This is a genomic window from Blautia parvula, assembly GCF_020215665.1.
Lineage (GTDB): Bacteria > Bacillota > Clostridia > Lachnospirales > Lachnospiraceae > Blautia > Blautia celeris.
This window is the reverse complement of record NZ_CP084061.1, coordinates 427,934-442,127: the sequence shown is the minus strand read 5'-3', so window position 1 is coordinate 442,127 and position 14,194 is coordinate 427,934. Positions and strand designations below refer to the sequence as shown.

The following is a 14,194-nucleotide window of genomic DNA, read 5'->3' as shown; positions in this document are numbered from 1 at the left end:
TGTTTTCGTGTGCCGAAAAAATAAAAACCTGCCCGGACATTCTGCCGCGCAGGTTTGTTTTGATTGGGCATAAATGTTTTTATTAGTTTACGCCGTAATCGTTCTGTTGTCAATTATCTTCTGCTGCCCGGCCTCACGGCCTGTCTGTGAGAAGCAGCACATCCTCCGGGGAAACCCTGAGAAATTCCGGGACTTTCCCCTCCATGCCGGCCCATTTCTCCTTTGCCATTTTCCACCAGATCTGTTCGCGCCTGTCATGTCCCGGCATTCCCTTTTTCCGGATGACTACATTCATCTCAAAGGGGGATTCCACGGTCTCCACCAGTTCAGCGGGAAACGTATTTTCCCGGCTGTCATCCTGACAGGCAATAAAATAATGCGCCCGGATTCCCACTGAGGAAACCGCATCCGGTACTTGTTTCCCCGCGGTCAGCACAATTCCCCAGTCAAGCGCCTCCACGTGAGTATCATCCAGCTTTCTGGCTCTGGAAAAGTTCTTACAGCCCGTCAGACGCGCAGCAGCCACACAGCCCGGATAACGGAAGATCTCCTTTGTGGGTCCCATACGAATCTTCTCCCCGCCGTCCATAATAAGCAGATCCCCGCACAAACGGTATACCTCATCCCTGTTGTGGGTGACAAGGATCATATCCTTTTTGCAGTCCTTCAGAAAATCCAGCATCTGCACCTGGAGCTGTTCCTTCAGATAATAGTCCAGGGCAGAGAAAGGTTCATCCAGAAGCAGTGCCTCCGGCTCATTTGCCATCATGCGGGCAAGTGCTGTCCTCTGCTTCTGTCCGCCGGAGAGCTGATGGGGATACTGGTCCTCCAGCCCTTCCAACTGGAAGTTCTGTATCTGTTCCTCTGCCATTCTCTCTTTATCCTTCCCCCTGACAGCGCAGCTTATGTTCTGCCTGACCGTCATATTTGGAAAAAGGGCGTAATCCTGAAAAAGGTATCCCACCTTCCTGTCCCTGGGCTTCAGGTTGATCTTCTTCTCCGAGTCAAAAAGTGTTCTGCCGTTTAATAGGATTCTCCCCTCGTCAGGCGTCACAATGCCTGCAATGCTCTTTAATGTCATGCTCTTGCCGCAGCCGGAGGCTCCCAGGATTCCCAGAAGTCCTTCTCCTGTCTCAAAGCGGACCTGCAGGGAGAATCCCTTCCATCTTTTTTTGATATCCACCTGCAGACTCATGCTTTCTTTCCCCGCTTTCCGTATGTTCTCTCTTTCGCTGTAAAATAATTCATGAGGACTACCACCAGGAAGGAGACCAGTAAAATGATCATGACATATTTGTAGGCGGTATCCATATCCCCTGCTGCCACTGCGGAATAGACAGCCAGAGGCAGAGTTCTTGTCTTGCCTGCTATATTTCCCGCGATCATGGCTGTAGCCCCAAACTCGCCCAGTCCTCTGGCAAAAGCCAGAATGCCGCCGCCGGCAATGCCCGGAAGCGCCGCCGGAAACATAACCTTCCAGAAGATCCGCCACTCGGAAAATCCCAGGGTCCTGGCTGCAAATATCAGGTTTTCATCCACCTGTTCCAGTGCACCCCTGGCGGAACGGTACATGAGCGGAAAGGAGATCACCACTGCCGCCAGCACGGTCGCTCCCCAGGAAAATGCGATCTTAACGCCAAAATACTCAACAAAAAAAGCCCCGATCGGGCGCCGGATTCCAAATAAATATAGGAGGAAGAATCCGGCCACAGTCGGCGGGAGAACCAGAGGCAGGGTAAAAATACCGTCCAGCACCATCTTGATCTTCTCGTTTTTGAGCCCTGCCACCAGCTTGGCTGCCGCCAAACCGATGAAAAAAACGATGACAATGGTAAGTGATGCCGTCTTAACTGATATCCATATCGGTGAGTAATCCATATCTGCCTGTCCCCCTGTAGAATAATGGCACAGCCGGCTTATGCAGACCGGCCATGCCTGAATGCTGTGATCATTATTTCACTGGTGTAAAACCATATTCCTCAAATACTGCTGACGCCTCGTCGGAGGCAAGGAAATCCAGGAAGAGCTGTGCTGCCTCCTTTTTTGCGGAGCTTGTCACAATACCTGCCGGATAAATAACCTTCTGTGCAAGGCTTCCCTCCGGTGCTTCCGCAACGACTGCCAGGCTGTCTTTCTTGGTGGCTGCGTCTGTGGCGTATACAATGCCTGCATCCGCGCTTCCCTCAGATACCCAGTTGAGTACCTCTGTCACATTGGTTCCCAGACTGGTTTTTGCAGATACCTGGTCCCAGAGTCCGAGACTTGTGAGTGCCTCCCGCGCGTACTGTCCTGCAGGCACACTCTCCGGGTCTCCCACTGCCACCGTCTCCGCGTTCACCACGTCCTCAAATTTTGTGTATGCGTCCTTCTTATCTGAAGGAACCACAAGAACGATCTTGTTCTCCAGCAGATGCTTAACGGAATCCCTGTCAATCAGGTTCTCATCCTTCAGGGCAGTCATCTGTTTTTCCGCTGCGGAGAAGAATAAGTCCGCATCCATGCCGGATTCTATCTGAGTCTGAAGCTTTCCGGAACTGTCATAGGTGCCCTCCACTGTAATGTTTGGGTGCTGCTTTTGGAACATGGGAATCAGCTCATCCTTCATGGAATATTCCAGGCTGGCTGCCGCTGCCATCAATATGGTGACCGGCTCCTCTGCATCCTTTTTCTCCCCGTTATCTGTTGTCTCATCGTCTGCTGCCTTTGCCTCGTCTTTGCCCTCTGCGTCGTCCTTACTTTCTATGTTGTCCTTTTTCTCTGTCTTCGGCGCTGTTTTTTCTGCAGTTTCCTGGCTGTTGTCACTGCCGCATGCTGCGGTCATCATAGCTGCTGCCAAAAAAATACCCAAAAGGCCTGCTGTTCTTTTTTTCATAGTGAATCCTCCCTGACTCTTGTCCGATCATCGTGTTATTTCCGGCTCCTTCAACACTGGCCGCAAGTTTGCTGTCCGTCAAAACTCCTGTGCACATCCCGCCCGGCGGTCGCAAAACAGCCTGCCTGCTGTCAAAGCTTTTCAAATAACACTTTTACCTTTCCGCCGCAGACCATCCCAAGGGTGGCTGCTTTGGAATTGGAAAGATCATATTCCCGGATGGAAAAACCGCCCGCATCTGAAAAGTTCCGGGCTTCTTTCACCGCAGCAAATTCTATGGGCCCGCCGCCGATGGTTCCGTATATGCTTCCGTCTCGGCATACCACCATCCGCGTACCCTCCCCCCGGGGGGAAGACCCTGATTTTTCCACCACGGTTACCATGGTCACGGCATTTTCATCCCGGATACCCCTGAGCACTTCCTCCTCCAGGGTCTTGCGGGGATATTTGTTTTTCTCCTGAATGATCTCCGCGCAGATGCTCACACCAATCTCCGCAGGGGTCTGGGCGCTGATGGCAAGGCCAATGGGCGCACGGATCTTCCGAATCTCTTCTTCTTCCACTCCATCCTGCCGCAGCCGTTCAAAAGACATGGCAACCTTTCCCCTGCTGCCGATCATGCCCACGTAGTCTCTCTTCTTCTTCAAAATAGAACGAAGACAACGGTAGTCATCCTTGTGCCCTCTGGTCACAATAATGTAATAGGCATGTTCTCCAAAATCACGCTGCTCCAGACCCTCTTCAAAATCCATACACAGGATCTCATCCGCTTCGGGAAACCGCTCCCGATTGGCGAACTCCTCTCTCCCGTCGATCACCGTCACATGGAAATCCAGCAATTTTAAAAAGCGCACTAGTGCCAGGGAGACATGCCCTCCGCCGCAGACAACGGCCCGGCTTCTCCCGTAGAGCGTTTCCCTGTATACATGTTCCCCCGGAGGAAGCATGCGCTCCTCCCCGGTGAGTATTTTCTTCTGTCCGGCCTGTTCCCCCATAAGCGTGGTCTCAATAGTGATCTCATCTGTCTGAGCAAACAGCGCGGCGATCTGCAGATACATTTCTCTGTCAGCCATATATTATCTTCCTTTTCCGAACCCGCAGTTGGGGAAGGTACAGACATCGCAGTTCAGACATAATCCGCCCTCGCCAAGAGCTGCCAGTTCTTCTTTTTCTATCGGGTCATCCGCCATGAGCCTGGGCAGTACCAGATCAAATACGGTTCTCTTTGCATACATAACGCATCCCGGAAGTCCCACAATGGGAATACGCTTCCCGTCTTTCTTATAATAGGCCACCAAAAGCATGGCTCCCGGCAGCACCGGTGCCCCGTAGGAAATGATCTCAGCCCCTGTATCCTTAATAGCTCCCGGCGTGCGGTCATCCGGGTCCACACTCATACCGCCAGTACAGACCACCATATCCGCGCCCTGCTCTATAAAGGAAAGGATCTCCTCTGTGATCTTCTCCTTGTCATCCCCCGGATACACCTGGCCCATCACTGTTGTGGGGAATTCCCCCAGCTTCTCCTCGATCACAGGACCGAAGGTATCCTGGATCAGGCCCTTGGAAATCTCGCTGCCTGTGGTCACAATGCCCACCTTTTTCTCCCGATAGGGCAGGATCTGAAAAACAGGACCACCCTTCGCGGCCTCTTTCGCCCGGTTCATCTTCTCCTCCTCGATGACAAGGGGAATGATGCGCATGCCTGCCAGCTTGTCTCCCTTTTTTACCGGAAAATCACCGTGGCGGGAGGCAATCATCATCTCTCCCAGGGAATTAACTGCCAGCAGTTTTTTTCTGTCTATTTTAAACAGCCCGTCTATCTGGGCCTTCAGCTCAATCTTTCCCTCTTTTATCTCCGATTCGGACATATATTCATTTTTGCAGATATCCCGCAGAATCTCGGCGCCCTCATTTTCATGGAGGATTCCCTCTGTCTTTTCCCAGACAAACAGGTGCTCCTTGCCCACAGATAAGAGGACAGGAATGTCTTCTTCCCTGACTACATGGCCTTTTCTGAACACAGGACCTTTCTTTTCTCCTTTAATGATCTGCGTGATATCATGGCAGAGAATATGTCCTGCCGCTTTTGTTGTTTCTATCTCTCTCATTTCCGCTTATCCCCGTTTTTCCCAATATTGTAAAACCGCTTTTCGGAATTGTCCGAAAAACGGTTCTTATTTTGTTTCTATTATTATACACGTTTCGCGCAATTAAAAAAGTTGTTTTGGCAACATTTTCTAATTATTTTTTTCTGCTGTCTTTCCTCGGTCTGAGAGGACCAGCCCCATAAGCACCATCACGGTCCCAAGAACAGACACCACCGATATTTTTTCGTGGAGGACAAGGACTGAAGCTGCAATGGTGACCACCGGAACCAGATACAGATAGACACTGGTTTTCACTGCGCCTACAATCTTCACCGCCAGATTCCAGGTCACAAAACAGAGAGCAGAGGCACACAGCCCCAAAAATAAAATATTTGCCAGCAGCACCGGATCTTTAAATCTGGAGAACTGCCAGCGGAAATCCATAAAGAACAGGGCAGGCAGCATAAAAAGAATGCCGTAGAAGAACACATGCCTGGTGATCTGAATGGTCTGATACCCGTAGCTGCTGATCTTCTTTATGAGCACAGAATAGCAGGCCCACACCACAGCCGCCAGAAGGGCAAGCACATCCCCTCTCGGATTCAGATGAAAGGACTTCTGCCCGTTGAAGCTGAGCAGAACAATACCTGCTATGCTGATCACAAATCCCACAAAAAATCCCATCTTCAGTTTCTCATCCCTCAGGAAAATAAATCCCAGAATGGCGGTGCAGAACGGTGCTGTCGCCACGATCACCCCCACATTTGACGCATAAGTATAGGTCAGCGCAATATTCTCCATAAGGAAATACAGGGTGACACCGCTGATTCCCGCAGCCACGAACAAAAGCTCATGGCTTCTCTCTTTGGTTCTCAGCCTTCTGTGATTCACCAGACAAAGCGCCGCAAAACCGATGAGGAACCGGAAAAGCAGAATTTCTATGGGTGTAAACTCCCGAAGCAGCACTTTTGTGGAAATAAATGTCGTTCCCCACACAGCCACTGTAAATAAAGCCATCAAATGACCTGCTGTCTTTTTACTCTCTTTCATAGGCTTCCCTCTCCAATTTCTTCATTCTCCACAGATAAGTGATCACAAGAGGCGACGCAGCCGCAACCCAGGCCAGAGGGTCTGCCCAGCAGATTCCCTCAAAAGAGCCGAAATGGCGCGCGGTAAAAGCTGCCGCTGTCCTGGCTGCCAGCTCAGCCGCCCCTGCCATCATGGGTACAAAGCCAAATCCCATTCCCTGCAGAATATTTCTGTATATAAAAATGGACCCCAAAATCAGCATAAACGGCGCAATGATGGAAAAATACATCTCGCAGTACCCAAGCACGTCTGTCTGTCCGCTGTCAATGAACATGCGCACCATGTATTTGCCGAAAAAATGAAGGATCACAGTGACCAGCACGGCATACACAGCGGACATCCCTGTGGAGACCCTGGCTCCTTTTCTGATCCTGTCAAACCTTCCCGCCCCGATATTCTGTGAGGAATACGTTGCCATGGTAACACCGATGGAAATCATGGCCTGATTGATCAGCTGCATGACTTTTGTGGAGGCCGTAAAGCCGGCCACTGCCCTGGCTCCGAATCCATTGAGAGCACTCTGCAGGATCATGATCCCCAGCGCGGTAATGGAAAACTGAAGACCCATGGGAATCCCCACCTTGATCTGAAAACGGACGGAATTTTTCTCCAGAATCCTGTGCTCCTTCTTCATATGCAGAAGCGGCACCTTTTTCACTATATACACAAGACACAGAACACCGGACACGCCCTGGGAGATCACCGTAGCCACAGCCGCTCCTCTGGTTCCCATCTTCATGACCAGTATAAAAAACAGATCCAGGAAAATGTTCAGCACTGCCGCCAGGATCAGAAAATACAGAGGTATCCTGCTGTTTCCAAGGGCCCTTAAAAAGCTTGCCAGCAGGTTATAGAGCACCTGGGTCCAAATCCCCAGAAACACCACAAACAGATACTGGTAAGCATCCTGAAAAATTTCATCCGGGGTATTCATCAGGCGCAGCAGTCCTTTCAGCCCCGCCACGCTGATCACAGTCAGAATCACAGTGACCACAACTGCCAGCACGGAAGAGGAATAGACAGATTTCTTCATACCGTCCATATTTCCCGCCCCGAAAGTCCTTGAGGTGAGGACCGTAAATCCCGTCGTCAGTCCGTTTAAAAACCCCAGGATCAGAAACACAATACTGCCGGACATCCCCACTGCTGCCAGCGCGTTGACTCCCACCGTCCGTCCCACAATGATGGCGTCCACCATGTTATAGAGCTGCTGAAAAACATTGCCGATTATGAGGGGAATCGTAAAAGCCAGGATCAGCCGGAACGGACTGCCCTTTGTCATATCTTTTTCCATAACTGCCATAGTCTCCTTCTCTTCTATCATGTAATATTTCCGGCTGTCGGACAGGAGACGAACGGATGTTCCGTCCCTGGCACGTCTTCGGCGCATAGAAAAGTGCTCCGGACAAACCGGAACACTTTTTATAAGGCCACCTGTTTCCATCCGAACCGGTGTCTCTGCCCTTGATATGGCCGGGCATTTTAGCACACTCTGGTTCGGCATGTGCGGCAATTCGCTTGAAAGCAAGTATAGCACCAGTATTTTCAATTTTCAATCATAATCTCAAATTTATTTCCCTCTGTTTTACGCCTCCTGGGTGTTCCCTCTCATAACCCCCGCAAAATTCACCAGAAACAACCCGCCTGCCGTGAGAAGCGACGCCCCAAGCCCTGTATAAAATACAGCGATAAACACTTCCGGGCACCATCCTGACACCCGAAGCCCGATACCGAAGGTCATCATAAACGCCATGATACAAAATGCCTTCTTATCAAAAAACTTCAGAAAGAACTGATTTTCCTCCTCATATCCTACAATCCTCACGGTATGCTTCCGCACCATCTTCCCAAACACAAAAATCTGGAACACCATATAAACCGCGGCTGACAGCAGCACATTCAGCACTCCGAGATAATTCCCGTAAACCTCCAGTCCAATCCGCAGAATATTCCCCCCAGCCACGGCCCATACGATCGCCGCGATCAGCAGCAGATAATTTTTTCTCACTTTCATCTCAAATCCTCCCGTTTCCTTCCATAAACCACACGCAGTATCAATTCCCTGAGAAACACAGCTCTGTCCGTCCCCCGCATCAGATCCTCCACCAGAAAATCCACCACAAACCTCACAAAATCCTCCGCCGAAAATCCATCACTCCAGACCTCGTCCGCCACAGCGCTGTCCCCCATAAGCACTGCCAGAAGCTCCTCTCTCATATGCCCCAGATACTCTTCCATCACCAGATGCCCCTTCTCCTTATCCCCCACAACAAAAGCATGCTCCGCCAAAAAGCCCTGTCCTTCCCCTCTGTTCTCCCCCATCCTCTCCAAAATACACTCCACAACCCCCAAAAAACTCTTCCCCTCTATCTTACTCAGCGGCACAAAGAATATCTCCTTCCACATCTCAACCACCACCGCGATCATCAGATCATTCTTCGTCGGAAAATAATTATAAATAGACCCCACCGCAATCCCACACTCCCTCGCGATTCCCCTCATACTGACCCCGTCTCCCTTCACCACCTTCACCATCTCCCCCGCAGCCCTCAAAATCTCCTCCCTGGACGTCACAACTGTATTCACCTCAATCTCCTCCGCTCTTATATAAATTTTTTATCCCCAAACTGAACACTGTTCATTATACGCACAACTCCCCTATAAGTCAACTCCATTTTATTTTTATCCAAGTCACCCGCCCGAAGCCGCCAGGCGGTAAGAGAATGTTCCGGGGGCCTCTGCGCCTACTGCCTCTTTGCAAAAGAGTGTTCCGCAGGAGGCTTAGACTTGCTAAGAAAAAAACAGACTCCCGGCCAGGGAGAAATTTCGGTTACCATCCGAAATTTCAGGGCAGTCAAGCTGCCCAGCCATAAAGGCTGGACAGCGGTTCTGCCCGGTTCCCTGACCGGGAGTCTGTTTTTTTCATAGCAAGTCTTGCCGACGAAGGCAGTCTTTTGCAAAGAGGCAGTAGGCGCAGAGGCCCCCGGAACATTCTCTTACCGCCGTCCCCCTTACCGTTTCACCCTCGCCTTCATCTCTCTCATCACTTTTCTAAACTGCACCCCAAATAAAACCCCCGTTGTCGTCACCGCCAGCATATCCGCCACCGGTTCCGCCAAAAACACCGCCATGGTCTTATCCCCAAAAAACATCGGCAATATATAAATCAGCGGTATCAACAAAATCACCTTCCGAAGCAAAGCCAGAAAAATCGACTCCTTAGCCTTCCCCAAAGCAATAAACGTCTGCTGGCACGCAATCTGAACCCCGAAAATACAGGACACCGCCATATAAATCTTCATCGCCCATTTCGTCGTCTGCGTCAGCTCCGGATTACTCGTAAAGATACCCGCAAATACCCCCGGTGCAAACATGGCCACAGCCCAGATAGCCACCGAATACACAACACAGGACCGCAGCAGCAGGAAAAACGCCCTCTTCACCCGATCCGGATTCCCTGCTCCAAAATTATAACTCACAATCGGCTGTGACCCCTGGGTCAGCCCCTGAAGCGGCAGCATGGAAAACTGCATCACACTGGACAAGATCGTCATAGCCCCCACAGCCATATCCCCGCCATACTTCAGCAAAGAAGAGTTAAAGCAGATATTCAGTATACTCTCCGTAGACTGCATAATAAACGGCGACAGCCCCAGTGCCATACACGGAAAAAACACTCTCGGAGAAATCCTGAGATACTTTTTCTTAAGCCTGAGCGTTGTCTTCTTACCACACAAAAACCGAATCACCCACACAGCGGACACACCCTGTGAAATAATAGTTGCCAGTGCGGCTCCGCGCACCCCCATATGCATCCCGAAAATAAAGATGGGGTCAAGAACAATATTACACACAGCTCCGATCACCACACTCAGCATACTGACCGTGGCAAACCCCTGTGCCGTAATAAACGCGTTCATACCAAGAGCCGCCTGCACAAACAGAGTACCCATGGCATAAATCTGCATATATGCTGTTGCATACGCAATGGTATTCTCACTTGCCCCGAACAAAAGCAGCAAATCTTTGGAAAATATCAGGAAAAATGCGGTCAGCAGCACCCCCGCTATGAGAAGTCCCATGGCACAGTTGCCCATGATCTCCTCCGCCTCATCTTTCTTTCCCTTTCCCATCATAATAGAAGAACGGGGCGCGCCGCCCATGCTCACCAGTGCCGCAAATGCGGAGATCAGCATGATCAGCGGAAAAGTAACACCCACACCTGTCAGGGCCTGTGCTCCATAACCGGGAATATGGCCGATATACATACGGTCCACCATATTGTAGAGCACATTTACCACCTGCGCTGTTATTGCAGGAACGGATAGCCTGAATAACAATCGGCCTATCGGTTCCCTGCCTAAATCTGTCTCTTTCTTCTGTTTCATTTCTGCGCCTTCCTTACTTTATAATTTTCACTCTGTCAAAAAGCCGTGCGCACACACGGTTTTTCCCGGACAGAGTAAGTTGTTTAAAGCCAACTGTATTATATAGTAACACATCTGTATCCGTTTTTCCATATCCATAATCCAGTGCAAAATACCCGGCTGCAGAATCCTTCTTTTTGTATTTCAAATACAATCATTCTCCTACCGCCCTTCGATATTCTTTTTTCAACTGTTCAAGTGTGTCTCCGAGAACCTTTCTTACGGATTATCTGCAATTAATATATTCATTTTCATTTGATATAATAAACGAAACAGTATCAAGAAGGAAGAATTGTAATGACAATACAAGAGATTAGTGTCTTGATAAAAGCCAGATATATTGATCCATAATATCCGTTCAAGTACCGCTTATATTTTTTATTTGGTACAGCCGGAACAATTAGCGCAGGATCTGATGATCGTGTCTTTTTTTATGACGAATGTAGCAATGAACCGAATTATTTGCAGTATTTTTTTGAATTTTTTTATGTTCCCTTCACTATTTTAGGTTACAGGCGGCATTAACTGTGGAATGATTTTTTATTTCATTCTGGGTTTGAGCGTGGCTGCGTTGATTTTAGAAGGAAAATGCAGAAATATAGTGCTGTCAGTGGCTTTGATGTTCCATGTTCTTAATCTGCATTTTGGTTTCAAATACCCGGATTTTGCATATCCTTTGAGCTATGAAGAACGCTGGATGGATACCATCTCCAGCTTTCTGATTGTGGCAGTTTTTATTATAGCGGTGATTATTATCATGACTGTAGAATATGGGAAAGAACACAAGAAGGTTGTAAGTCACGCAGAAGAATTGAATCAGCAGGCAATAACAGATAATTTGACTCAGCTATATAATCAGCGTTATTTGATGGAAAACATAAAGAAGATAGTGGAAGCACAGCATTCCCAACAAAGCTGCGTTTCCATTGTACTGTTTGATATTGATGATTTTAAAAGAATAAATGACACATACGGACATCTGCGTGGAAACCAAGTTCTATGCCGTTTGGCTGTGATACTGCAGGAAAAGGCCGGTGATAAATACATTGCCGCCCGTTACGGGGGTGAAAAAATTATGTTGATACTTTCAGGCTGTACACGGGATATGGCAATGCAGTTTGCTGAAATGATACGTCTTGATGTATATCATGATGCAGTTCTTGCAGAATTGACCTGCAATCAATTCTCAGTAAGTGGAGGGGTTACACAGTACAAAAGGAGCATGTCAATTGATGATTGGATTCAACAGACTGATAAAAACCTATATGTTGCTAAAGAAAATGGGAAAAATCGAATAAAAGGTTGAATCATTCTTGATTGAAGGTATATTAAATGATAGCTTTAAATGAAAAGTTTGATGAAAAAGCAGGTAAGGCTGTCACACAAAGTTGTAACAGCCCTGCCTGTTTTTTAATATCTGAATATTCGGAAAGATAAACGTGATTTCTATGATAGGCCTGTCCCTAAATATCAATAAACGGACTGACTCGATAAGCCGCCGCTTGATACAGCTATATAGTACCATGCCAGTTTCAAATCAGCCAGACTCGTATCCTTCCATGCGGTTATAAGGCGGCATACTTCTTCTAAATACAGGGAGGTCTATTTGGCTACCGCAACATATTTTTTAAAAAAGGCAACCCCATATTTTTCAATGTTAGTAATTCCGAGCTTAGCTAAGGCAACATCATAGTTTTTTCTCTGTATTTGCTGTAAAGCTAAGTTTTCAGCCGCCTCTGTTAGCAGCTTCATGATTTCCGGCTCACTGCCGTTCACATTCCTAAGTACCTTGAATTCAAATAAAATCCCCCGTTTTTTATTTAAGTCAGCAAGTTGCAGGTCATAACGACCATCCCCTGATTCCTGGTTAGAATATATCTTGTAATTTCCCTGTAGACAACTCAATATTCCTAAAATAAGCGCATGATAAAACCCTTCAGATGCCGTATCATAATAGCTGACATTATATAGTAAAATTTCCCGCAACTGATCCTGGATCCTTGAAGCACTGCCGGATAAAAAACTCTTCTGCACTTTATATTGGTTGACAGAAGAATCTCCTTTCACCATTTCATCAAAGATTTCTTTTCGATATACTTCTATAATTTCCTTATTAGGGATTTTTAACTTGTGTGGAAATTGCGGTTCCGGTACTTCTGCATTTGCTATACAAAGATACCCAGACATTAATAATAATGTGTAAATCGCGGATCCTTCTTCATGTACTGCCCCATATGACATGTTCTTTTCCACATATTCTTCAACGCTGTCACCATTTAGTAATGCAGTAAGATTTGACATCATCTGGGCAGATGGATTCACCAGACACTGTTTGATGATATCATTACTGCTCGTTGCTGTCCAATAAGTGCCTGGAATGCAGTCTGACGCAAAGTAATTCATAACAGACCAGGGGTTATATATTTCTATACCACCAAAGGTATACCCATCATACCACTCCATAATCTCACTCATTTTATCCTGAGCATGATAGTATTCTGCAATATCTCTCACTTCTTTTTCAGTAAAGCCAAAGCAGTCATTATAATCCTTGTCCAGCAAGGTTGCGACACGGATATTGTTCAATCCACTGAATATATCCTCCTGGGCGATTCTAAGTATCCCTGTCAAAACAGCACGTTCCAAATGGATATTATTTTTCATTCCACCGGAAAATAAATTTCTCACAAATGATACGACCTCTTGCCCAAAGCCCTTTTCATATCCCTGCAAAATCGGCGTATCATACTCATCAATCAATATAATTGGCCTGACTCCTGTTGTTTGGTGAAGGTATTCGGTCAAATCTCCAAGAGCATTCTGATAGACAACTTTCCCCGCAGTCTCGTTCAGAATCTTATCCACCTGCTTTTTTTGGTAATCATTTAATGACTCAAAATGCCCCAACAGGCTATGGCGGTTAAATTCCTTTTGTATAAGCCTGCAGATTGCCTCGTAAGTTTCTTCCCAATTATCACACTTTGCATCTTTAAAAGTAAGAAAAACCACAGGGTATTTCCCTTGATGGCTCGTATACCTCTCCCCACAGTCCCATATCTTCATGTTCTCAAAATATTTTTGGCTGCCCTGGGCTTCCTCGAAGAATGTTTTTAACATCATCATGTTCAGCGTCTTTCCAAAACGCCTGGGCCGGGCTATCAGCGCAACTTCTGACGGCTTATCCAATAATTGCTTTATCAGAAGTGTCTTGTCAACATAATAGTAACCGCCATCTATTATTTTACAAAAATCATCCGATCCGATATAAATTGTTTTATTTATCATAGAGATACCCTCTTCATATTTTACTTGTCTGGCAAACACTTTCCTGGCTATAGATTATTCCTGATTCCTGAAACGGATATTTGCCAGAATTTCGTAGTCTCCGAAACATAGCTCTTTTAAATCGTATTATTACTGCTATTATATCTGTAATCTTCTATTAGTACAACATGAAAATCCCGTTGTTTTTGCTATCATAAGCCTTACATATGCTAATTTTACCCATTCATGTAACTATCTAACAGACACTGGCCTCTGATTCTGGAAATAATTCCTTAATCGTTTGCATTTCCTGTAGAGAATCACTCCGAAATTTATATAATAAATCTTTTATTTCAGCTCGCTTTTAGAATATAAAAATTTTAGAGGCTGCGAAAATTCCCGGATAATTCAGAACTTCATAATATTTAACCACGTTTCTGATATTTCTTGCA

Annotated in this window: 14 protein-coding genes; 2 read left to right on the top strand and 12 right to left on the bottom strand. The window is 47.1% G+C overall.

The window, feature by feature from the left end; genetic code table 11:
* Positions 1-133: 133 nt before the first annotated feature.
* From LC508_RS02150 to LC508_RS02110, 9 genes are all read right to left on the bottom strand, one after another.
* Positions 134-1,195 (bottom strand): sulfate/molybdate ABC transporter ATP-binding protein, encoded by a 1,062-nt coding sequence (locus LC508_RS02150; RefSeq protein ID WP_103731905.1) that lies wholly within the window; start codon positions 1,193-1,195, stop codon positions 134-136.
* Entirely contained in the window at positions 1,192-1,878 is a 687-nt protein-coding gene (gene modB, locus LC508_RS02145) for a molybdate ABC transporter permease subunit (protein WP_033143357.1), read from the bottom strand. The genes LC508_RS02150 and modB overlap by 4 nt, the downstream gene beginning before the upstream one ends.
* A gap of 73 nt (positions 1,879-1,951) precedes the next feature.
* The gene (gene modA / locus LC508_RS02140; RefSeq protein WP_103731904.1) at positions 1,952-2,872 is read right to left on the bottom strand and encodes a molybdate ABC transporter substrate-binding protein; all 921 of its coding nucleotides are present in this window, start codon (positions 2,870-2,872) and stop codon (positions 1,952-1,954) included.
* A gap of 131 nt (positions 2,873-3,003) precedes the next feature.
* Positions 3,004-3,945, bottom strand: a complete 942-nt coding sequence (locus LC508_RS02135; protein ID WP_103731903.1) for an XdhC family protein — start codon at positions 3,943-3,945, stop codon at positions 3,004-3,006.
* A 3-nt stretch (positions 3,946-3,948) separates the two neighbouring features.
* A complete protein-coding gene (locus LC508_RS02130; RefSeq protein ID WP_103731902.1) occupies positions 3,949-4,983 on the bottom strand; it encodes a molybdopterin-binding protein in 1,035 nt (344 codons plus the stop codon).
* Between the two features lie 129 nt (positions 4,984-5,112).
* On the bottom strand, positions 5,113-6,012 hold the full coding sequence (locus LC508_RS02125; RefSeq protein ID WP_103731901.1) for a DMT family transporter: 900 nt from the start codon (positions 6,010-6,012) through the stop codon (positions 5,113-5,115).
* Positions 5,999-7,441 (bottom strand): MATE family efflux transporter, encoded by a 1,443-nt coding sequence (locus tag LC508_RS02120; protein ID WP_330425238.1) that lies wholly within the window; start codon positions 7,439-7,441, stop codon positions 5,999-6,001. The genes LC508_RS02125 and LC508_RS02120 overlap by 14 nt, the downstream gene beginning before the upstream one ends.
* A gap of 195 nt (positions 7,442-7,636) precedes the next feature.
* Entirely contained in the window at positions 7,637-8,065 is a 429-nt protein-coding gene (locus LC508_RS02115) for a hypothetical protein (protein ID WP_103731900.1), read from the bottom strand.
* A complete protein-coding gene (locus tag LC508_RS02110; RefSeq protein WP_103731899.1) occupies positions 8,062-8,637 on the bottom strand; it encodes a TetR/AcrR family transcriptional regulator in 576 nt (191 codons plus the stop codon). The genes LC508_RS02115 and LC508_RS02110 overlap by 4 nt, the downstream gene beginning before the upstream one ends.
* A gap of 201 nt (positions 8,638-8,838) precedes the next feature.
* Between LC508_RS02110 and LC508_RS02105 the strand changes: the two genes are divergently transcribed.
* Positions 8,839-8,979 (top strand): hypothetical protein, encoded by a 141-nt coding sequence (locus tag LC508_RS02105; RefSeq protein WP_158587343.1) that lies wholly within the window; start codon positions 8,839-8,841, stop codon positions 8,977-8,979.
* 83 nt (positions 8,980-9,062) lie between these two features.
* Here the strand turns inward: LC508_RS02105 and LC508_RS02100 are convergent, their stop codons facing one another.
* Together LC508_RS02100 and LC508_RS02095 are read right to left on the bottom strand one after the other, a co-directional pair.
* The gene (locus LC508_RS02100) at positions 9,063-10,439 is read right to left on the bottom strand and encodes an MATE family efflux transporter (RefSeq protein ID WP_033143351.1); all 1,377 of its coding nucleotides are present in this window, start codon (positions 10,437-10,439) and stop codon (positions 9,063-9,065) included.
* 13 nt (positions 10,440-10,452) lie between these two features.
* Positions 10,453-10,626: a hypothetical protein gene (locus tag LC508_RS02095; RefSeq protein ID WP_156120896.1), complete on the bottom strand. Its 174-nt coding sequence runs from the start codon at positions 10,624-10,626 to the stop codon at positions 10,453-10,455.
* A gap of 384 nt (positions 10,627-11,010) precedes the next feature.
* Here LC508_RS02095 and LC508_RS02090 point away from each other — a divergent pair, with 384 nt between their 5' ends.
* Positions 11,011-11,784 carry a GGDEF domain-containing protein gene (locus LC508_RS02090; protein WP_103732906.1) on the top strand — a complete coding sequence of 258 codons (774 nt, stop codon included), beginning with the start codon at positions 11,011-11,013 and terminating at the stop codon, positions 11,782-11,784.
* A gap of 296 nt (positions 11,785-12,080) precedes the next feature.
* Here LC508_RS02090 and LC508_RS02085 read toward each other — a convergent pair whose 3' ends face one another.
* Positions 12,081-13,763, bottom strand: a complete 1,683-nt coding sequence (locus LC508_RS02085) for an AAA family ATPase (RefSeq protein ID WP_103732905.1) — start codon at positions 13,761-13,763, stop codon at positions 12,081-12,083.
* Positions 13,764-14,194: the final 431 nt, after the last annotated feature.